Source organism: Kitasatospora sp. NPDC002543 (genome assembly GCF_053594915.1).
The window spans coordinates 56,928-77,187 of sequence record NZ_JBSFWR010000022.1 but is presented as its reverse complement, the minus strand read 5'-3'; the positions used below and the strand labels follow the sequence as shown (position 1 = coordinate 77,187).

14 protein-coding genes are annotated in these 20,260 nt (G+C 73.1%); 6 read left to right on the top strand and 8 right to left on the bottom strand.

Annotated features, from left to right (window positions below; genetic code table 11):
* Nucleotides 1-82 precede the first annotated feature (82 nt).
* On the bottom strand, nt 83-481 hold the full coding sequence (locus ACWD4P_RS13005; RefSeq protein ID WP_449779621.1) for a hypothetical protein: 399 nt from the start codon (nt 479-481) through the stop codon (nt 83-85).
* A gap of 393 nt (nt 482-874) precedes the next feature.
* Here ACWD4P_RS13005 and ACWD4P_RS13000 point away from each other — a divergent pair, with 393 nt between their 5' ends.
* A complete protein-coding gene (locus ACWD4P_RS13000) occupies nt 875-2,359 on the top strand; it encodes an LCP family protein (protein WP_449779620.1) in 1,485 nt (494 codons plus the stop codon).
* 85 nt (nt 2,360-2,444) lie between these two features.
* Here the strand turns inward: ACWD4P_RS13000 and ACWD4P_RS12995 are convergent, their stop codons facing one another.
* From ACWD4P_RS12995 to ACWD4P_RS12980, 4 genes are all read right to left on the bottom strand, one after another.
* Nucleotides 2,445-3,104, bottom strand: a complete 660-nt coding sequence (locus ACWD4P_RS12995) for a double zinc ribbon domain-containing protein (RefSeq protein ID WP_359825088.1) — start codon at nt 3,102-3,104, stop codon at nt 2,445-2,447.
* 95 nt (nt 3,105-3,199) lie between these two features.
* Nucleotides 3,200-3,463: a hypothetical protein gene (locus ACWD4P_RS12990; protein WP_359825086.1), complete on the bottom strand. Its 264-nt coding sequence runs from the start codon at nt 3,461-3,463 to the stop codon at nt 3,200-3,202.
* Between the two features lie 201 nt (nt 3,464-3,664).
* A complete protein-coding gene (lepB, locus tag ACWD4P_RS12985) occupies nt 3,665-4,663 on the bottom strand; it encodes a signal peptidase I (RefSeq protein WP_449779619.1) in 999 nt (332 codons plus the stop codon).
* Nucleotides 4,664-4,725: 62 nt separating this feature from the next.
* Nucleotides 4,726-5,322 (bottom strand): helix-turn-helix domain-containing protein, encoded by a 597-nt coding sequence (locus ACWD4P_RS12980; protein ID WP_359825081.1) that lies wholly within the window; start codon nt 5,320-5,322, stop codon nt 4,726-4,728.
* A gap of 108 nt (nt 5,323-5,430) precedes the next feature.
* Here ACWD4P_RS12980 and ACWD4P_RS12975 point away from each other — a divergent pair, with 108 nt between their 5' ends.
* A complete protein-coding gene (locus ACWD4P_RS12975) occupies nt 5,431-5,829 on the top strand; it encodes a hypothetical protein (protein WP_449779618.1) in 399 nt (132 codons plus the stop codon).
* 92 nt (nt 5,830-5,921) lie between these two features.
* Here ACWD4P_RS12975 and ACWD4P_RS12970 read toward each other — a convergent pair whose 3' ends face one another.
* Entirely contained in the window at nt 5,922-7,085 is a 1,164-nt protein-coding gene (locus ACWD4P_RS12970; protein WP_359825075.1) for a magnesium and cobalt transport protein CorA, read from the bottom strand.
* A gap of 516 nt (nt 7,086-7,601) precedes the next feature.
* Here ACWD4P_RS12970 and ACWD4P_RS12965 point away from each other — a divergent pair.
* Complete coding sequence (locus tag ACWD4P_RS12965) at nt 7,602-8,936, top strand: NAD(P)/FAD-dependent oxidoreductase (protein WP_449779617.1); 1,335 nt, start codon at nt 7,602-7,604, stop codon at nt 8,934-8,936.
* 13 nt (nt 8,937-8,949) lie between these two features.
* Here the strand turns inward: ACWD4P_RS12965 and ACWD4P_RS12960 are convergent, their stop codons facing one another.
* On the bottom strand, nt 8,950-9,885 hold the full coding sequence (locus tag ACWD4P_RS12960; RefSeq protein WP_449779616.1) for an ATP-grasp domain-containing protein: 936 nt from the start codon (nt 9,883-9,885) through the stop codon (nt 8,950-8,952).
* Nucleotides 9,886-10,135: 250 nt separating this feature from the next.
* On the opposite strand from ACWD4P_RS12960, the gene ACWD4P_RS12955 reads away from it, so the two are divergent.
* The 3 genes from ACWD4P_RS12955 to ACWD4P_RS12945 all read left to right on the top strand — a co-directional run bounded on the left by ACWD4P_RS12955 (nt 10,136) and on the right by ACWD4P_RS12945 (nt 13,340).
* Nucleotides 10,136-11,737 carry an ABC-F family ATP-binding cassette domain-containing protein gene (locus ACWD4P_RS12955; RefSeq protein ID WP_449779615.1) on the top strand — a complete coding sequence of 534 codons (1,602 nt, stop codon included), beginning with the start codon at nt 10,136-10,138 and terminating at the stop codon, nt 11,735-11,737.
* Between the two features lie 269 nt (nt 11,738-12,006).
* Nucleotides 12,007-12,648: a hypothetical protein gene (locus ACWD4P_RS12950; RefSeq protein WP_449779614.1), complete on the top strand. Its 642-nt coding sequence runs from the start codon at nt 12,007-12,009 to the stop codon at nt 12,646-12,648.
* 26 nt (nt 12,649-12,674) lie between these two features.
* Nucleotides 12,675-13,340 carry a hypothetical protein gene (locus tag ACWD4P_RS12945; protein ID WP_449779613.1) on the top strand — a complete coding sequence of 222 codons (666 nt, stop codon included), beginning with the start codon at nt 12,675-12,677 and terminating at the stop codon, nt 13,338-13,340.
* Between the two features lie 178 nt (nt 13,341-13,518).
* Here the strand turns inward: ACWD4P_RS12945 and ACWD4P_RS12940 are convergent, their stop codons facing one another.
* A complete protein-coding gene (locus ACWD4P_RS12940; RefSeq protein WP_449779612.1) occupies nt 13,519-20,244 on the bottom strand; it encodes an RHS repeat-associated core domain-containing protein in 6,726 nt (2,241 codons plus the stop codon).
* Between the last annotated feature and the right edge of the window lie 16 nt (nt 20,245-20,260).

Genomic DNA, 20,260 nt, shown 5'->3' with positions numbered 1-20,260 from the left:
GCGACGCCCGGGTCCGGCCGCGGTGGCTCGCGGCCGTGATCGCCCCCGGCCGTGGTCGCCCCCGGCCGCGGACGGCCGGCGGCTACTTGCGGCGGCTGAAGATCCGCTTGGCCGCGTAGATGATCCCGACGATCAGCAGCACGACGAACAGGATGATCAGGATGACCACGACCAGCAGGAACTTGCCCAGTTTGGCGAAGAAACCCTTCTTCTTCTTCTTCTCGTCCTTGGCCGCGAGGTGGGCGGCGTCGGCGGCCGAGGCGGCGCGCGCCTCGGTGCGGACCTCCGTGCCGTCAGCCGCGGCTGCCGTGATGCCCGCCGCCCGGGCGCCAGGGTCGGGCGTCCCCGGGTTCGCGGCGGCGGCCGCGACGGTGCGGGGCGCGGCCACCGCCGCCGTGCCCGATGCCACGGCGGTGAGGCCGACGGCGGCGAGCAGCGCCACCAGGGCGCCGGCTATCGAACGTGCGATCCGATCAGTCATCGTGCTCCTCGTACGGGTGGGGAGCAGCGCGGACCGGCCGATCTGACCAATTTCTCATGGTCTGACCAGCCGGTTTTCCCATCCGCGCCTAGTATGCTCCACTGAAGTTCTACAGCGGTGTAAAAGTTTAGCGACGGGCCGTGCCCGGATCGGCTCCGGCCCCGGGCCGCGCGAACCCGCCGCCTTTCGACGGGGGCGCGCGTGGCAACTGTGGAGGATGACGACGTGTCTGGCCGCAAGAGTTCCCCCGGGGCCGAGAATTCGCCGCACCGGGCGGGCGGACGACGGGCGGCCGGCCGGAGAACCGGTCGGAACCAGGACAGTACGGGCACAGCGGACGGCCGTCCGGCGAGCCGGGCCAGGAAGAAGCCCCAGCGCAGCACCAAGGAGAAGGTGCTCTGGGTGACGGCCGGCTGCACCGCCCTGGCGATCCTCGGCGGCGGCGCCCTCTACTACCGGCTGAACAGCAACATCAGCACCTTCGACGGCGACGCCCTCAGCAAGGACCGCCCGGAGGCCGCGGCCCCGGACGCCCAGGGGCGCACCCCGGTCAACGTCCTGCTGATCGGCTCGGACAGCCGGGGCAACGGCAACAGCGACCTGGGCGGCGGCGGGGACGGCGGCGCCCGTTCGGACACGGCGATCCTGCTGCACGTCTACGCCGACCACAAGCACGCCGTCGGCATATCCATCCCCCGCGACTCCCTGGTCACCATCCCGCCGTGCAAGCTCCCGAACGGCAAGTGGACCAAGGAGCAGAACAATGTGATGTTCAACAGCGCCTTCTCGGTGGGCGACAGCGACCAGGGCAACCCGGCCTGCACCCAGAACGCCGTCGAGAAGCTGACCAACCTGCGCGTCGACCACACCATCGTGGTGGACTTCAGCGGCTTCGCGTCGATGACCAAGGCGGTCGGCGGCGTCGAGGTCTGCCTGCCCGCCGACATCCACGAGGGGGACCTCAACCCCAACCTCGGCCGCAAGGGCAAGCTGATCTTCCCCAAGGGCAAGCAGAAGGTCGAGGGCCAGTCCGCGCTGGACTACGTCCGGGTGCGGCACGGGATCGGCGACGGCTCCGACATCGGCCGCACCAAGCGTCAGCAGGCCTTCCTCTCCTCCCTCATCAAGGAGGTCAAGTCCCGCGGCATGGACCCGACCACGCTGCTGCCGCTCGCCGACGCCGCCACCAAGTCACTGACCGTCGACCCCGGCCTCGGCTCCGCCGCCAAGCTGCTCTCCTTCGCCATGGAACTCAAGGACGTCGACCTGCACGACATCAAGTTCCTGACCGTGCCCTGGCGTTACGAGGGCCCCCGGGTCGCCCTGGTGCACCCCGACGTGGACCAGCTGTGGGCGGCCCTCAAGGCCGATCGCACCATAGACGGCCAGGACGCGAGCGCCCCGGCCGACGCCGGCTCGACCCCCGCCGCGACTCCCCCCGCCGCCCCCGCCGAGACCGCCCCGACGCCCGCCCAGGACGCCAAGGCCGCCGAGGTGAAGGTCTCCGTGCTCAACAGCACCGGTGAGACCGGGCTCGGCGGCCGGGCCGCGGAGACCGTCAAGGGCGCCGGCTACACCGTCACCACCGTCGGCAACGCCGCCGGCAAGCCCCGCGGCACCACCGTCGTCGAGTACGGCAGCGGCGAGCGCACCGCCGCCGAAGCGGTCGCCAAGCTCTTCCCCGGTGCGACCGTCCAGCCCGGCGGCCGCGGCGTCAGCGTCGTCCTCGGCCACGACTTCGCCGCCGCCAACCCGGCGAGCCCCACCGCGGCGGCCCCGGGCGGCGCCGCCACCGCACCGGCCCCGCTGCCCAGCAGCATCAGCGGCAGCGCCCGCTCGGCCGACGACGACCCCTGCGCCAACCTCTCCTACGGCTGAGCCGCTCCCCCGCCCGCACGACGGCGGGACGCTCCCGGGCCGATCGCTCCGGGGGCGCCCCGCCGTCGGCGTGGCCGAGGGGGTGTCAGCGCCTCGTCCCGCAGGACGGGCAGAACGCGGCGCCGTCCGGGACGTCCCGCTGACAGCCCGTGCACTGGACGGGCTGCGCCAGCCGGAAGCCGCAGCCCGGGCAGAACGGCGTGCCGTGGGTCTCGGTGTGGCACTGCGGGCAGACCAGCTGGCGCGGCGTGTTGACGTCGAACCCGGCACCGGACTGCTGCCCGGCGTTGTACGCGCGCTCGGTGACGCTGTCGTTGAGGCCGCGGCGCTGGGCCGCCACCGCCTCGGCCGCGGTGTCCGGGGCGCAGGTGTGGCACAGGCCCTGGGCCGGGTCGAAGCAGCGCCCGCAGACGTAGTGGGTGCACCGGGCACAGCGGTTGAAGTGCGACTGGGCGTTGCCGATGGCCCGTTGGAAGGCCGCGTCCCGGGAGGTGCCCCAGGTCTGGCCGGCCAGCCCGTCGGCGGCGTTGCTGATGGTGTTGGCGTTGCCGCCGATCAGGTTCCAGGCCGCGCTGACGCCCTTGCCTATCCAGCCGGCCATCTGACCGGTCCGGAACGGCTCGAAGGCGGATCGCCAGGTGTCCGAGCACCGGGAGCAGGAGAACTCGAACTGGAAGCCCGCGCCGGTGCCGTGCTGCTCGCACAGGTCGCGGTAGTTGTTGCTGAAGTAGATCTCCGAAGTCACGTCGTCCCCGGTCGCTAAAAGGCCTGTCAGCGGTCGCTCCCAGGGACGATAGGGCCCGCTGATCGGTTCCGCCAGGATTTCTCCGCTCGGCCCGTTCAGAGCCCGGAGACCGGCAGCAGCAGCACCCGTGCCGGGTCGAACCGCTGCCACAGCGCGGGCTGCCCGCTGCGGCCGATCCGCAGCCGGCACCAGCGCTCCCCCGTGTCGTCCTGCCACCAGCCGCTGATCCGGCCGAGCGCCCAGGCTCCGCCCCCGAGGTCCACCTCGACCGGCTGGTAGACCCATCGGACGTCCCGGTCCGCCGGCTCCGCTCCTGCCGGAGCGGCGGCGCCCGCGGGACTGCACTGACTCTCCATCACGGCTCCGCCTCCCGACCCGGACCCGGCCGCCGGACGCCCGCTCGGGGCGGCCCGGCGGCCGGGGGTGCAGCTCACCTCTCGAACTCTACAGGCGTGTAGAGACCGGTGGGAGGAATTCCGTCGAAGACGATCGGCCCCGGCCGGCAGCCGGGAGAACGGGGCGCACGGGCCTCGACGGGCTCCGGCGGGACCGAAGCGGTCTCAGCGCGCCCTCCGCCCCGACACCCTGCCCGACACCGCCTCGCGCGCCGACCGCCGCCGCTGCCACAGGGCCAGCGGCACGATCCCGGCCAGTGCGGCGGCCGCCGGCGCCGGCGGCTCGTCGACCGGCGATCCGGCCGCGCCCGCCGCCCCGGCCGGCACCTTGTCGAAGGTGCCCGGAACGGGCAGGGTGGACCAGTCCGAGACCGGCCAGGCCACCACGAAGGCCCGGCCGACCACGTTGTCCACCGGCACGAAGCCGTCGCCGGTCTGGTTGTGGTGCCAGCGGGAGTCCCGCGAGTTGTTGCGGTGGTCGCCCATCACCCACAGCTTGCCCTTGGGCACGGTGACGGTGCCCACCGGGTCGTCGTCGCAGGGCGTCGCGCCGGGGAACAGGTACGGCTCGTCCAGCGCCATCCCGTTGACCCTCAGCGGCGCGCCCGCCTCGCAGTCGACGGTGTCCCCGCCGACCGCGATGACCCGCTTGATCAGGTCCTTCTCGTCCGCCGAGGGCATCAGGCCGACGGTGCTCAGCACCTTCTGGACGGTGCCCGACACGGAGCCGCCGGAGTCGGTCGGCACACCCTCCAGCCAACCGCCCGGATCCCGGAACACCACCACCTCACCGCGCTCGGGCTCGGCGCCGAACCAGGGGGTGAACTTGTCGACCAGCACCCGGTCGCCGATCGCGAGGGTCTGCTCCATCGAGCCGGACGGAATGGAGAAGGCCTGCACGAAGAAGGTCTTGATTCCGAGGGAGAGCAGCAGCGCGATCACCACGAGGATCGGCAGCTCCTGCCAGAACGGGCGCTTCTTCCGGGGAGGCCCGGCCTTCTCCTCGGACTGCCCCGGAGCACCGGCCGCCCCGGGAGCGGCGCCGCCCGCGCCCTCCGTCACCGCGGTGCCCGCGCCCGGCCGCGCCCGGCGCTCCGGCCCGGCCTCCCCGCGTTCCCCGGCTCCGCCGCTCTCACCGGACTCCGCGCTCTGCTGCACACTCATCTCCTCGGCCCCTCCGACGGCCTGGCGGGAGCCGGTACGAAGACCCCCTGTCAGGAACGAACCTACCGAACAGAGGTTCCCGGGCGTGCCCTGACGTGGATGCGCTCGCCCTGCGGACCGAACAGGCTCAGGAACTCCACCGGCTGCGGCCCGGCGTTGCCGAAGGCGTGCGGGGTGCGGGTGTCGAACTCGGCGGCCTCACCCGCCGCCAGCACCAGGTCGTGGGTGCCGAGCACCAGCCGCAGCCGTCCGGACAGCACGTACAGCCACTCGTAGCCCTCGTGGACCTTCAACTCCAGCTCCGGCCCGGCGTTCCGGCCCGGCGGCACGATGTGCTTGTAGGCGTGCAGGCCGCCCAGGTGGCGGGTGAGCGGGACGATCGTCTGGCCGTTCCTGGTCACCGGGCGCGGGTGGATCCGCGGGTCGCCGGTGGCCGGGGCGCCGACCAGCTCGTCCAGCGGCACCCGGTACTCCCGGGCCAGCGGAAGCAGCAGTTCCAGCGTCGGCTTGCGCTGCCCGGACTCCAGCCGCGACAGCGTGCTGAGCGAGATGCCGGTGGCGGCGGCCAGTTTGGCGAGTGTGGTGCCGCGTTCCCGGCGCAGCGCCCGCAGCCTCGGGCCCACCGTGGTGAGGACGTTCTCGAACTCTTCGTCGGCCATGCCTGCCATTTGCCGGTACGGCAAGGCTGCTTGTCAATCCGGCACACGGGTGAGGCCCGGCCACCATCCCCACGGGTCACCTCCGCGGCTCCCGCCTATCCTCCCGTCATGCGCATCCTCCTCACCCGCGACAGCGTCTCGGCCGGCGACGACACCGACGCCCCGCACACCGAGGCCGTCACGCTCCCCGACGGCCTGGGCCTCCCGGCCGCGCTCACCGCACTCGGACTCCCCCGCCCCCGGCTGCCGTTGATCGGCGGCGGCCGGGCCACCTGGATACTGCGCGGCGAGGACGGCACCGCGCTCGCCGTCCTCGCCCAGCAGTGGCCGCGGCCCCGGCCGCTCCCGGCCGGCCGGGGCCCGCTCGACCTCCCGGCCGGAGCCGACGGCACCGTCCGGCTGCACCTCGAGTACCGGCGCCAGCGGGATCCGGAGGCCGAGTACCGGCTGCTGTCGGCCGGTCAGGGCCGACCCCGGCCGGCCGGGGCGCGCCGAGGAACCGGATGAAGGGCCCGGATTCGCGCATGGACCGACGCCGAGTCGTCACCACCCGGTGAGGAACGGGCGCCCCGTCGAGGAAGCCGCCCCGGAGCCGCCGCCTACAGCCAGTCCCGCTTCTTGAACACCAGGTACAGCCCGGTGCACACCAGCGCCATCAACCCGATCGCGAACGGGTAGCCGAAGACCCACTTGAGCTCCGGCATCGTCTCGAAGTTCATCCCGTACACCGTGCCGATCAGCGTCGGCGCGAAGAGGATGGCCGCCCAGGAGGAGATCTTCTTGATCTCGTCGTTCTGCGCGTGCCCCGCCTCGGCGAGCTGCTTCATCTCCTCGTTCTGCCGCTGCGAGACCAGCGTCGCGTTGACGGTCAGGATGTTCTGCAGCATCTGCCGGAAGCCGTCCACCCGCTCGGCGGCGTAGGTGGCGTGGTCGGTGACGTCGCGCAGGTAGCGCTGGAGCTCGTCGTCGGTGCCGTACTTGCCGAAGCCCGCCTCCAGGCTCTTCATGATCTCCAGCAGCGGACGGGTGGCCCGCTGGAACTCGATCACCTCGCGGGACAGCTCGTAGATGCGGCGGGAGACCTGCGGGTCGCCGCCGAACACCTCGGTCTCGATCTCGTCGATGTCGTGCTGGAGGCCGGCGATCACCGGCGCGTAGCCGTCGACCACGGCGTCCAGCACCGCGTACAGCACCGCCTCCGGGCCGAGCGCGAGCAGCTCCGGGTCGTCCTCCAGGCGGCGGCGCACCGCCGACAGGTCCGGGGCCTGGGAGTGGCGGACGGTGAGCACGAAGTCGGGGCCGACGAAGAGGTGGATCTCGCCGAAGTCGACCTCCTCCGCCTCGTCGAGGTAGCGGGCGGCGCGCAGCACCACGAACAGGGTGTCGCCGTAGCGCTCCAGCTTCGGCCGCTGGTGGGCGACGATGGCGTCCTCGACGGCCAGTTCGTGCAGGTTGAACCGGTCGGCGGCCTCCAGCAGCTGCGCCTCGGCGGGCCGGTACAGGCCGATCCAGGCCATCGTGCCCGGCCGGCCGGGCAGGTTGCGGTAGATGTCGGCGAGGTCGGTGGGTGCCGCTATCCGGCGGCCGTCCCGGTAGACCGCCGCGTCCACGACGGAACGTTCCAGCGTGACCGGCTCGGCGGGCTGGTCGGGGCGCGGGTCCATCGAGTGCTCGGGCGCCGGCTGGGTGTCCACGGGCCGGACGACGGAACGGGAGAACGGACGCTTGCTCGCGCGCACGGCGCGCACACGCCAGTCGGACATGGCGGGAGACCTCCACGGGTGGGTGCCCGGCCGCCGTACCGGAGGACGACGGACCGGAGGCGCCCGGCCGGCCGCCACGCGCACGGCGCGACCGGCGGCGCCTCGCCGGGAGGACGAGATCAGTGCCGCGCGGGAGCCGTACGGGAGGAGGTGTGCCGGGGGCCGCGAGTGGTGCGGGACAACCGGGGGCGGGGCCGACTTCGACCCGTACTACTGCACTCCACGGCTCTCACCTCCTCGCCTCCGCGCGCTCGCGCACCGGGAGAGGCGCCAGCACAACCCGGCCGAGTCTAGTACCCGCACGACCCGGATTCCGACCATGGCCGCGCCACGGGCCGTGTCCACCCCTCGTTCCGGCACCCCTTGCGCGCTCCGCCCACGCTCTGTCCTCGCTCCGTCCTCGCTCCGCGGTACGCCGGGCGCCGTCCCGCGCGACGCCAACGGACCTGCCGGTCAGGCCCTTTCACCCGGGCGAACCGATCACGGAGCGGCGGTCACCCCACTACGCTACGTGTCATGACTTCTTCGGACAGGGCCCCGGGGCGGGGTACGGCGGTGGTGATCGGCGGCGGACTGGCGGGGCTGGCGGCCGCGTGGGCGCTGCGCGGGTTCGCCGAGCGGATCGTCGTGGTCGAGCGGGACCGGTACCCCGCGGAGGCCGAGTTCCGGGCCGGGGTGCCGCAGGGCCGGCACGCGCACCTCGTCCTGGAGGCCGGACACCGGCTGCTGGAGGAGATGATGCCCGGCATCAAGCGGGAGCTGACGGCCGCGGGCGCGCGGCGGGTGACCGCCTCGGACGTCAGGTGGCTCTGCTCCGCCGGCTGGCTGGCCGAGTACCCGGCGCGGATGGCCTTCCTCTCCTGCACCCGGCCGGTGCTGGACAAGCTCGTGCTGGACCGGGTCCGCACCCACCCCGCGATCGAGTTCCTGGAGGGGACGGACGTGGTCGGGCTGCTCGGCTCGGCGGCCGCGGTCACCGGGGTTCGGGTCCGCGAACGCGGCCAGGAGCGCGGCGGAGTGCGGGAGATACCGGCGGAGTTGGTGGTGGACGCGGCCGGCCGGTCGACCTCGGTGCCGAAGTGGCTCGCCGAACTGGGCTGCCCGCCGGTCCCCGAGGAGCGGGTGGACGCGGGTGTCGCGTACGCCTCCCGGCTCTTCCACCGGCCCGCCGGGGCCGACCTCGGCGACCGGGCGATCTACCTCCAGACCAAGGCCCCGGACGAACGGCGGATGGGCGTGCTGCTGCCGGTCGAGGGCGACCGGTGGATCGTCAGCCTCGCCGGGATGCGCGGCGCCGAACCGGGGGCCGGCGAGGAGGGGTTCACCGAGCACCTGCGCCGGCTGCGCGACCCGCTCCTCCACGAGGTGCTGCGGGACGCCGAACCGGCGGGCGAGGTACGCGGCTTCCACCCCGGCCCGGGCGTGCGCCGGCACTACGAGCGCAGTTGCCCGGGCGGTCTGGTGGTGGTCGGCGACGCCGCCGGCACCTTCAACCCGGTGTACGGGCAGGGCGTCACCGTCGCCCTGTTCTGCGCCCGGGAGCTGCGCCGCGCCGTGAAGCGGCACGGCGGCATCGGGCACGCCACCACGCGGACCGCGCGGCGCGGCGTCGCCACCGCGTCCGCGATCCCGTGGATGATCTCCTGCGCCGAGGACGCCCGTTTCCGCGCCACCACCGGCGCGCCCGCCGGCGCCGCGGTCGGGCTCCAGCACCGCTTCTTCGACAAGGTGCTGGCCGCCAGCACCCGGGACCCGGCCGTCACCGCGGCGTTCCACGAGGTGATGTCGCTGGTGGCGCCGCCGTCGCTGCTGTTCCGGCCACCGGTGCTCGCCGCGATCCTGCGGGCCTGACGGGGCCCGGGCGTCACTCCCGGAGGAACTGCTCGCCGAGGTGCGCGGCGACGTACGGCAGCGCCACCTGCTCCAGCCCCCGCCGGCCGAAGGCGGGGTGGACGTCGACCTCGAAGACCACCCCGCCGCTCTCCGCCACGAGGTCCACCGCGGCGAGGTCGAGCCCCAGGGAGGCGGCCGCCGCGACGGCCGACTCCGCGAGCCCGTCCGGCAGTTCGGTGTAGTCGAGCTGGGTGCAGGCGGCGCCCCTGCTCTCCTCGCAGGGTGCGTCCGGATCCGCCTGGACGTGCTCGACCACCCGGACCACGCGCCCCTGCAGCACCACGACCCGGTACTGGTGGCGGCGCCCGTCCGGGAGCAGGTTCCGGGCGTCACGGACGATCAGCCAGTCCGCGCCGGCCCGAGCGAAATGCCGTACGACGGCGTCCAGTTGGGCACGGGTGGTGATGTGGAAGACGTCGCCGCCGCCGGTCCCGACGCGGGGCCGGGCCCAGACGTCGCCGCCGAGGGCCGCGAAGGCGTCGGCGGCGGTCTCCGGGCTCGGCCCGGAGAGCGCGATGCCGGGCAGGTGCGGCACGCCGTCCCGGGCGAACCGGGCGGCGGTGAGGTCCCTCTCGGTGGCCGCCCGCCACGCCTCGGCGCCGGTGCCCAGCGAGCGGGCGCCGAGGGCGCGCAGCCGCCGCTGGCAGCCCTCGAACGCGCGGCGCCGGTGCGGCGGGACCTCGTAGACGATCACCGTGTCGGCGACCACCGAGCGCCCACCCGCCTCCAAGCGGAGCCCTCCCCCGTCGTCGGCCTCGATCCGGCCGCCGCCACCGGCCAGGAAGTGCCGGGCGTCCAGCTGGACGGGCTCCCGCCCGGTCAGGGTCCGCGCGGCGGCGGCGAGCACCCGCCGACTGCCCTCGGTCGAGCTGTGATCGGTCAGGAGTACGAGGTCGCGTCGGGCCATGCGGACATGCAAGCGACGGCGCCGCGGCCACGACAAGGCGGCCCCGTGCGCCAACCGCCTCGGACCGTGTCCGAAACCCCGCCGCCCGGCCTCCCGCATCCCCGTGCCCGTGCCCGTGCCCGTTAATTCGGGTGCGCCCGCCCCGCCCCGCGCGCTACCGTTCCCCCATGTCCACGCCCCGAATCTCCTAGCCGACGGACCCGCTTCCACGCCACCCGTCTGTCCGCTAGCCGTTTCGGAGCGTTCTCCCGTGATCACCACCCGTGGTGTCGACGTACGCGTCGGTGCCCGCCTGCTGCTGTCCGACATCACCCTGCACGTCGCCCCCGGCGACCGGATCGGCCTGGTCGGCCGCAACGGCGCCGGCAAGACCACCCTGCTCGCCACCCTGGCCGGGCAGCTGGCGCCCGCCGCCGGCACCGTCACCCGGACGGGAGCCGTCGGCTACCTCCCGCAGGACTCCCGCGCCGCCGACCCGTCCGTCACCGTCACCGACCGCATCCTGTCCGCCCGCGGCCTGGACGCCGCCGTCCGCGCACTGCGGGCCGCCGAGGCGGCGATGGCCCGGGCCGGATCGCCGGCCGAGGAACGCCGGGCGATGGACGCGTACGTCCGGGCCGAGGCCGGCTTCCAGGCCCGGGGCGGCTACGCCGCCGAGGCCGAGGCGGCCCGGGTCGCGGCCGGCCTCGGCCTGCCCACCCGGGTGATGGACTCCCCCGTCGGCACGCTCTCCGGCGGTCAGCGCCGCCGGGTCGAACTGGCCCGCATCCTGTTCGCGGACCACGGCACCCTGCTGCTGGACGAGCCGACCAACCACCTGGACGCCGACTCCGTCGCCTGGCTGCGCGGCTTCCTCGCCACCCACCAGGGCGGGCTCGTACTGATCAGCCACGACGTGGGGCTGCTCGCGGAGACCGTCAACCGGGTCTTCCACCTGGATCCGCAGCGGGCCACGATCGACGTCCACAACACCGGCTGGCAGGCCTACCTCACCCAGCGCGCCGCCGACGAGCGCCGCCGGACCCGTGAGCGGGCCAACGCCGAGCGTAAGGCCGCGAGCCTGCACGCCCAGGCCGACCGGATGCGGTCCAACGTCGCCACCGCGACCACCGCCCGCAGCATGGCCCGGCGGGCCGACCGGATGCTCGCCGAGCTCGAACCCGTCCGGCAGGCCGAACGCACCGCCCGGATCCGGCTGCCGGAGCCCGCCCCGTGCGGCCGGATGCCGCTCGGCGCGATCAGTCTCGCCAAGTCCTACGGAGGCCGACCGGTGCTGACCGGCCTGGACCTGGCCGTGGACCGCGGCAGCCGACTGGTCGTGCTCGGCCTGAACGGAGCCGGCAAGACCACCCTGCTGCGCCTCCTGGCCGGCCGGGAGACCCCGGACTCCGGCCGGGTCGTCCCCGGCACCGGCCTGCGGCTCGGCTACTTCGCCCAGGAGCACGACACCCTGGACCCGGCGCTCAGCGTGCGGGACAACCTCGCGGCGGCCGCGCCCGGTCTGACGGACGGCGAACTCCGGCACGTGCTCGGCGCGTTCCTCTTCCGGGGCGACGACGCCGACAAGCCCGCCGGGGTGCTGTCCGGCGGCGAGAAGACCCGCCTCGCCCTGGCCGCCCTGGTGCACTCCGGCGCCAACGTCCTGCTGCTCGACGAACCGACCAACAACCTCGACCCGGCCTCCCGCACGGAGGTCCTGGCGGCGGTCGGCACCTACCCGGGCGCGATCGTGATGGTCACCCACGACCCGGGCGCCATCGAAGCCTTGCGGCCGGACCGCGTGCTCCTCCTGCCGGACGGCGACGAGGACCTCTGGCACGACGCGTACCTGGACCTGGTCGCACAGAGCTGAGGTCCGGCGCACTCCGCCGACGTCGCGGATGTGCCCGCCACCCGCGGGCACGTCCGCCGTCCGCCGGACCGCCCGGACCGCCCGGACCGCCCGGACCGCCCGGACCGCGCGGACCGCGCGGACCGCGCGGCTCACCGCCGAGTCGGGCGGGAAGGCCGGGAAGGCCGCCGGGAGGACCGCCAGGAAGGCCCGAATATCCCTCACGTTTGACTTGCTACAATCAGCCCGCTCCAAGCCGCGACGAACCCGACAAGAAAATTCCAGGAAAAATGGCCCACTCTTTCGCCCGCCTGTCCGGATTCGGCGTATCGATCACACCGAAATCCCCGTACACTGTCGAACGGGCGGGAGGTTCGGAATCCGATCTCTCCGTGACCCGTCACGCGCCGGGCTCCGCCCGCCGCGGGGTCGACCTCCAGGGGTTCCCGGACAACGTCGAGGCGCGCCTGGTCGGAGTCGGATCGCTGGACGACGTCATCGAGGTCGGGAAGGGCGGTTCACAGCAGGCCTGGCTGATCGAGACGACAAGCTACTCGAGCCCCTGGCCCGCGGGATTCGCCCTTGATTCGCCGCCCCCGGGCGACAACAGCGCGCCGTTCTATCTCTTCGGGGACAATTCCTCGGTGATCTACATCCAGGGGCCCGTCCGGGCGCGTCACGCGGAACGCCTTTCCGCAATGGCCGCCCCCGGCCAGCGGGTCGTTCGCGAGGCGTCCGCGGAAGGCCTCGACCTCGTCGAATTCGGCTACGAATTCGAGGGCGCGGAGTGGCGGCAGATACTGATCCGCACCACGCTGTCCGCGGACTCCTGCGTCGTCGTCACCACGCAGGCACCCGCGACGGAGGCCGCCCGCGTCGCCGCCGCCGCCGAGGCGATGGCGCTCGGGGTGCGGGCGCCCCTTCTGCCGTGACCACCTCTTCCGGAAAGGGACCCGCATTGTCCTCGATCGTCGATGTGGCCCGGCTGCTGCCGGACGTGGAGGCGCTCCGACGGCATTCCATCGCGCTCGCGGCCTTCGACATCATCCGCGAGCCGGAGAACGCCTGGGCGCGCGAGCACTCGTTCGAGCCGCTGTGGCGTCCCGGGCTGGAAGCCGCGGTGCTGGAGGGCGGTGGCGACGGCTACTTCATCGGTTTCTGCGAGCAGGGCGCCTTGCTGATCGGGTTCGACCACGAATCCCCGATGAGCCCCTACGCCGCCGACCCGATGCGGACCTGGCCCGGAGTCCTCGACGAGGTTCCGGACAGCCTCTCGTGGATCCTGTCGGAGATTCCCGAGTTCCTGGACGACGATGCCGTCCTCGCCACCAGCTGCACGTGGAGGTCCCGTTCGGAACCGTCGTGGAACACGGGTTCCGGCCTGCGGTTCCCGCCGGCCCACTCCGACCCCGACGGGGCTGCGGTGATCCTCGACGAACTCACGCGGTTCGAACCCGGTTTCCACGTTCCGCGGCTCGGCCTCGCTCCGACGGGTGAGGTCGCCGCGGCTGTTCGCGGTGTGCTCGACCTCGCGGGCCCGGTCGAGCGGTTCGCGGCGGTTCTGAACCCGGGCTGCGACGTCGCGGCAGTGGCGTCGCAGTTGCACGCCATCGGATATCCGTAGTCACGCGACCGACCCGCCTCCCCTCCCCCGCCGCCCGCCCGCCCGGGAAGGCACCCGGGGGAAAGCACCCGGGGGAAGGCGCGACGGGAAAGCCCGACGGCAATGCACAGGGCCGGCCATCACGTCCGTGATGGCCGGCCCTGTGCTGTCGTCACCCCGTCATGCGGGTGCCGTCACGCTAGAAGAACCACTTCTTGATCGATTTGACGGTGTTGCGCGCGATGCCACTGCCGATGACGCCGCCGACGACGGCTCCGACGGCTCCACCCACCACCGTTCCGACGCCTGGCATGATCATCGTTCCGATGGCGGCGCCGGTTTCGGCACCGTAGATGCTCCCGGCGACACCCCCGATGAAGGTCGCGGTGTCGACCACCGCCGTACTCACCTTCTCTCCCGGCGGGGCGGCCTTGACGTCCTCGACGATCGCAACCGCGCTGACCGCCAGCCCGGCCGCACCGAGGGCTCCGCCGAGGGACACGCTCCCCCGGTCTCCGCGGGCCGCGGCGACGCGCGAGAGCCAGTTCCGGTTCCGGTTGAGCCGGTACGGCTTGGCCGGCTTGGCGCTGTTGCACGCGTAGCGTTCCCGGCAGGACATGCCGGCGCTCGGCCGTCCCCGGTCCTGGGCACTGCTGTTGCAGGCCCAGCCCTCGACGCACAGGTTCGATTCCGACAGGTTGCCGCCCTTGCTCCGGGGAATGATCCGGTGTCCGGCGTTCAGGTCCCTGGAGTCGGAGAAGTTGTAGCCGCAGCGCCAGCAGTCCCAGGTCCCGTCGGCCTTCTGGTCCCGGGCCAGGATCTGGGCGAACCTCCCGCTGACCCCGCTCACGGGCTTGAACTTGGTGCCGTCGTCACGACCGGCCGCGATGATCTGCTCGTCCGTGGCGTAGTCACCGTCGGTCAGGATCTGCTCGCCCCAGGAGGGGTCCCGGACGATGCTCCAGCCCGGGTCCGAGGTCGGCAGCTTCCCGGTCGGATCCGACAGGTTGACCGGATCGTTGTTGCTGTAGGCGTAGGAGTTCCACTGCTGTGGACTGCCCGCGTCGATGATCGGGTCGGGGCTGATGAACCGGCCCGTGGTGGGGTCGTACTGGCGTGCTCCGAGGTTGGTGAGGCCGGTGGTGTCGTCCTTGGTTCCGCCGACGAACCCCTTGGTCCCTGCCCAGGCGCCGGCCGCGGGCTGGGTGCCGCGGGCGTTGCCGAAGGGGTCGGTGCCGCGCCGGGTGACGGGCTGGCCGGCCGTCGTGTTGATCTCCACGCCGTTGGTGCCGTGGGGATCGGAGGCCTGGACGAGCACCCGTCCGCCGCCGATGGGGGCGGTGACGCGGGTGTAGGTGAGACCGCCGGGGGCGGCGATGGAGCGGGTGTTGGTCATCGAGCCGGAGGCGGTGTCGAGGACCAGTTCGTCGGTCGGCAGGTTCAGGGTGGTCCTGCCGGGACTGCGGCGGATCAGCTGGTTGCCGTCCGCGTCGTAGAGGTAGGTGGTGGCGTCCGCCTGGCCGGCCTTGGTGAGGGAGTCGAGCCTGTCCTCACCGTTCCAGCTCAGCGTGGTGGTGCCCGCCGCGTCGGTGACGGAGGTGGTGCGGCCCTTGGCGTCGTACTGGTAGCTGACGGTCCTGCCGCCTGCGGGCCCGGCCGTGGTGGAGGTCAGCAGGGCGTGCGGGCCGCCGGTTGCGCCGCCCGTACCGGCGGAACCGGTGGCCGTGTTGACGGCCCGCGCGGCTCCGAAGGTCTGGGTGGTGACGGTGTCGTTGGCGCTGTTGCCGGTGATGTCGTGCTGGACCAGGCCGGTGCGGTTGCCGGTGGCGTCGTAGGAGTAGGTGTTCCAGTAGGGCGCGGGGCCTCCGACCGTGCTGGCGCCCGGTCCGGTGACGGCGGGGCCCGACGCGTTCCGGCAGGCGCCGGTGCCCGGGACGGCGGTGGAGCTCCCGGTGCCGTGCACCACCCCGGAACTGTCGGTCCAGTCCGCGGTGGTGGCCGTGCCCCCGGTGTCGGTCCAGGCGCCGGTCAGCCGTCCCAGGTAGTCGTAGGCGAAGCACTGGGTGTCGGTCGCGGCGGCGTCCTGGACGTCGGTGACGGAGGAGATCCGGCCCGAGGGGAGGTACGTGTAGCTGGTCTGGTCGACGGAGGTGGTGCCGAGCTGGCGGTCGAGGAAGGAGTTGATCACCCTTCCGGTGGCCCAGTCGTACTGCTGGGTCGACACGACCTGGCTGCCGTACTGGCCCACCGTGGTGCGGGTCGGACGGGCGAGCGCGTCGTACGCCATCGCGGCGACCACGGCCTTGCCCTGGCTCATCGAGGAGGTGAGCAGGCCGGTGACGGTCCGCCCGTAACTGACCGTCTCGGCGGGCAGTCCGCCCGCCGCCGGAATGGTCAGGGTCTTCTGCGCGCCCAGCACCGGGGTGTAGCTGTTGCTCGCCGTGTAGGTCCCGGCGAGCGCCCCCTCCGCAGCGGGAACGGTGACGGAGTTCCCGGTCGGCCGGTACGCGGTGTCGTACCCGGTGACGGCCTTGGTGTAGGCCGACCCGGAGGCTCCGCCGACGTAGCGGGTCGAGGCGGTCGGCTCCCCCTTGAGCAGCGTGTCGTACGTCCAGCCGACGAGTTGGTGCGCCGGTGCGACGCTGCCGTCGAACAGGCCGGTCTTCCGCCCGAGCAGGTCGTAGCTGTAGGCCAGGGTCGTGCCCCTGGCGTCGACGGTGTGGTCGACGCGGGAGTCGGCGTCGTAGAACGTCCGGCTGGTGCCGGTGTCCGGGTCGGAGGCGGAGACCTGCCGCCCGCGGAGGTCGAACGTGTAGCTCCAGCTGTTGCCGCTGCTGTCGGTGCGCCGGGAGGCCAGGCCCGCACTCGTGTAGGCGTAGCTGGTGACGTCCGCGTCCGCGGCGTTCCCGGTCGCGGTGGGGGTGCGGTACTGCCAGGTGGCGACGGTGCGCCCGCGGGCGTCGGTCACGGTCGAGGCCGGGTTCGCCCCGGCGGGCGGCGTCACGTCGGTGCGGTCCGCGCCCGGGTAGGCGGTCGTGGTGCTCCACTGGAGGTTGCCGTAGGAACGGGCCTCGGTGCGCACCACGCGCCCCTGGCCGTCGTAGGTGTTCCAGGTCTGACCGGGCACCTGCCCGTCACCGGACGGCACGAAGACCGACTCGCCGGGGAACGAGGACTCCTCGTAGTACGGCGCGGACGTCTTGATCACCCAGCCGTGCGAGTCGTACACGGTGTCGGTGATCAGGCGCCCGGTCGGCTTGGCGTCGCTGGTGCGCTGGCTCTGCCGCGGCCGGGCCAGGCCGTCGAGGAGGTCGACGACCGCCGAGTACCCGTTGTCCTCCCGGATGGACTCGGTGGTGACCGTGGACGGCCCGCTGGTGCCGTTCACCTTGTACGTGAACTTCTGGCTGGGGTTCTGGTCGGTGGGCCGGTCGGGCGCCCACACCTTGGTGACGCGGCCCAGCGCGTCGAACTGCGCGGTGGTCACGCGGTCGTTGACGTCCCGGCTGGCCAGCACCGAGCCCCTGGCCGGGTCCTGGGTGACCGTGGTGGTCCAGCCGGTGCCCATCGGCCCGGTCGTGCTCACCTGGGTCGGCAGGGCGCCGGTGGCCGGGGTGAAGGCCGTCGTGGTGACCGCCCGTGCCTTCTGCGGACCGTTGACCTGGTTGCCCGAGCGGTCGTAGGCGGACCCGTCGGTCGTCGACGTCGTGAGGACGCGCCCGTAGCCGTCGTAGGTCGTGGCGCCGCTGTCGGCGTAGACGGGGTTCCCGTTCGCGTCGTAGCGGTCGAGCACCTGGGTGCCGGTCACGTCGCCGGCGGCGCCGGCCTGTCCGAACGGCTTCCCGTCGTAGAGGAACCGCCCGCCGGACACCGTGTTGGCCCCGGTCGGAGCGGCGTCGCACGAGCCCTGGACGGTGACCGTGCCGGAGACGAGCGTGGAACGCTGCGGGTTGGGGTCGGTCACGTAGTCGGTCACGGTGCAGGTCTCGGGGGTGGCGGCGGTGCCGTCGCCCCTGTCGTCGACCTTGGTGACGCGGTTGCCGTGGGCGGGGTCGCTGGTGGTCACGGTGGAGACGGTGCGCCAGCTGCCGTCCGCCAGCCTGGCCTTCGTGGCCGCCGTGACCTCCGAGGACCCGTACCGGGCGTAGATCTTCGGCGCGCCCGCGCCCTGGACGTGGGTCGCGGTCGTCTGCTGGCCGTTGTAGGTGCTTCCGGTGACGGTCTGGACGGTGCCGCCGGCCCTGTCGAAGCCCTCGGTGGCGACGGTCCGTCCGCTGAGCCAGTCGCTGTCGGTCACGCTGCCGCCGAGCGGACTGGCGACCTGGACGCTGCGCTGGGTCCCGTTGGCGAGGTAGTCGCCGTCCATGCCGCGCAGGTAGGTGACGGTTCGCTGGGTCTTCGGGGCCTCACCGGGATCGGCGTTGCCGTTGGTCGTGGTGACCGACTGGTAGCCGCGGAACTGGCTCCAGGTACGGGTCTTGGGGTCGATGAACTCGGCGTCGTTGCGGTGCCAGGCGGCCCCGCCGTTGTAGGTGTACTCGGTGACCATGCCGGTCGAGGGGCTGGACACCAGGTCCTGGACGGTGACGGTCCTGACGAGGGGCTTGTTGAACCAGTCGTTGACCGGGTCCGGTGAGGACTGGCCGGGCAGGTACCACTTGACCGGCATGCAGGCCATCGTGTTGGAGTCCTCGGACGCCGGCATCCGCTTGTCGACCCGCGAGCACTCGGGGCTCGTGTAGACGACGTTGACGCGGCCGCCCGTCTCGGTGGTGACGCCCTGCAGGCGCGGCCGCATGAACATCGGGGACGCGGGCACCAGGCCGTCGACCCGGTTGGCCATCATCACGTAGGTGAACTGGACGGCCGGCACGCTGGCCGGCGTCTGCCCGTTCGAGCCCGTGCGCTGGACGGAGTCCAACCGCAGGGTGCGCTTGGTGCCGTCGCCGGGGTCGGCGAGCGACTGGGACAGCGCCCAGGTGTCGACGTCGCGGTACGCCGAGTCGACGAGCACCTTGGTGGTGACGGACGTCAGGCGCTTGGTGGTGAAGTAGGTCGGCGCGTAGTTGGCGCAGGTGCCGGTGCCGGAGCAGATCTGGTCGATCGGCACGTCGGGCCAGGCGTCCGCGTTGGCGGCGGTGCGCTGGGCCTCCGTGCAGGTGATCGTTCCGGACGGCTGGCACCGCTCGGTGGTGCCGAAGACCACCTTGGCGGCGGGGTTCGCGGTCCCCTTGGCGGCCTTCTGCTCGTCCAGGCGCTGCCCGTAGCCGATCTCCTTGAGGTAGACGGCACGCTGGTAGTCGGTGAGGGTGCCGTCGCCGAAGTTCTGGGCACCGCCGCGGTTGTACTTGTTGCCTTCGGTGGCGTAGGTGTACGTCGTCAGGTTCCCGTGGGGATCGACCACGTAGTCCAGCTGCCAGCGCCAGGCCATCTGGCACCACGAGGCCTTGCCCGTGGCCGCGTTGTAGCAGGGGTCGCCGCTGTTCGGCGAGTACACCGGCACGCTCAGCACGGAGTTGGCGGCCGGGTCGCTCCCGTCACCGCCGGGCAGGTGGTTGCGGCCGAAGTAGTACTCGATGCCGTCCGGCGTGGTGATCCGCCAGTACTCCGCGTCCCGGTGGTCGACGTCGCCGGCCGCCCTGGGGGCCCCGGTGAGCTGCTCGATCTTCGAGCCGTCGTCGTCCTGGAGGTGCCACACGCCGCTCGCGTCGTCGCGCACGATGGTGCCGGAGTGGTTCCCCAGGAACAGGGTGGCGTTCTGGCCGCCCCAGCACTGGTCCGCCGAACCGGTGATGCCGGCCTTGTCGCAGCTCTTGTAGGAGCGCTCGATGAAGCCCGGCTCGTAGTCCCAGCCGTCGCCGATCCACGAGGACTGGGAGTTCGTCGCGGACGTCTTGCCGTCGACCGCAGCCGAGTTGTAGCCCAGCGCCACCGTCGGCGCGCTGCCCGCGAGGGCGGGCGGCAGCTGGATCGGGTAGCTGTAGGTGAAGTTCCCCGCGTTCGACCCGGCCGACCACTCGGCGGACGGGGAGAGCGGGGTCGCGGTGTAGGTGCCGCCGGCCCCGGACGGCGAGGGCGCCGCCGCCAGCACGACCGGGCCGCCCGCATCCGTCGCCCCGACGGAGGCGGGTACGGCGCCGGTGGTGTACGGCTCCTTCACGGCGCTGGTGGTGTACGGCTCCTTCACGGCGCCGGTGGTGTACGACGCCTTCACGGCGCCGGTCCGGCCGGGAGCCGCCGCCGGGGCGGCGGGAAGTGCGAGGTCCGCCGTGACCTTCCCCGCCGCGGCGTCGATCGTGGAGGCCACCGGTGTCCTGGTACGGCACTCGGCCCGCTCGGGGGTGGTCAGCGCGCAGGCGGGCAGCGTGACCAGCGCGGCCCGGTCCGACCATCCGGCGCCCTGGAGCGCCTTGAGGTCGAGCGTCACCTTCGCCGTGCGGCCCTCGCCGCCCGCCGGGCCCCCGGCATCGGTCAGTGCGACCAGCGGGCCGGGGCTCCCGGCCTTCCGGCCCTTGTCGGCGTCGGTGACCTGGACGGTGACGGTGTGCACGCTCTCGCCGTGTCCGGTTCCGGGTGCGACCGTCACCGCGAGGTCGCCGGCCTTCGAGCCGGTCGCCCCGCCGGAAGCGGGCGACCCGCCGCCGGTCGCCTTCCGTGCGGCCTCCGCCTCGGCGCTGTCGGCTCCGACCGTGACCGTCGTGGTGCCGGTCACCACGGGCTGGGCCGGCTGCGGCTTCCAGTCCTCGGGCCGGCTCGCCGGGGTGGCGGCCGGCGGCCGCACGTCGTGCCCGGTGACGGTGGGCGTCTTCTCGCCCAGCGGCGTCGTCGGAGGCGTCCAGACCTCGCCCTCCGGCGTGGGGAACGTCCACGCGGCCGCGGGCGGGACCGCTGCTCCCGTCATCGCCAGGGCGAGGAGTGCCGCCACCGCGGGTGCGTGCCAC

Excerpts from the sequence above, each read along its gene's own strand:
- ACWD4P_RS12975 (WP_449779618.1), top strand. The coding sequence starts at position 5,431 with ATGCGCATCCTCCTCACCCGCGACAGCGTCTCGGCCGGCGACGACACC.
- lepB (WP_449779619.1), bottom strand. The coding sequence starts at position 4,663 with ATGAGTGTGCAGCAGAGCGCGGAGTCCGGTGAGAGCGGCGGAGCCGGG.
- ACWD4P_RS12980 (WP_359825081.1), bottom strand. The coding sequence starts at position 5,322 with ATGGCCGACGAAGAGTTCGAGAACGTCCTCACCACGGTGGGCCCGAGG.
- ACWD4P_RS12970 (WP_359825075.1), bottom strand. The coding sequence starts at position 7,085 with ATGTCCGACTGGCGTGTGCGCGCCGTGCGCGCGAGCAAGCGTCCGTTC.
- ACWD4P_RS12965 (WP_449779617.1), top strand. The coding sequence starts at position 7,602 with ATGACTTCTTCGGACAGGGCCCCGGGGCGGGGTACGGCGGTGGTGATC.
- ACWD4P_RS12960 (WP_449779616.1), bottom strand. The coding sequence starts at position 9,885 with ATGGCCCGACGCGACCTCGTACTCCTGACCGATCACAGCTCGACCGAG.
- ACWD4P_RS12950 (WP_449779614.1), top strand. The coding sequence starts at position 12,007 with ATGGCCCACTCTTTCGCCCGCCTGTCCGGATTCGGCGTATCGATCACA.
- ACWD4P_RS13005 (WP_449779621.1), bottom strand. The coding sequence starts at position 481 with ATGACTGATCGGATCGCACGTTCGATAGCCGGCGCCCTGGTGGCGCTG.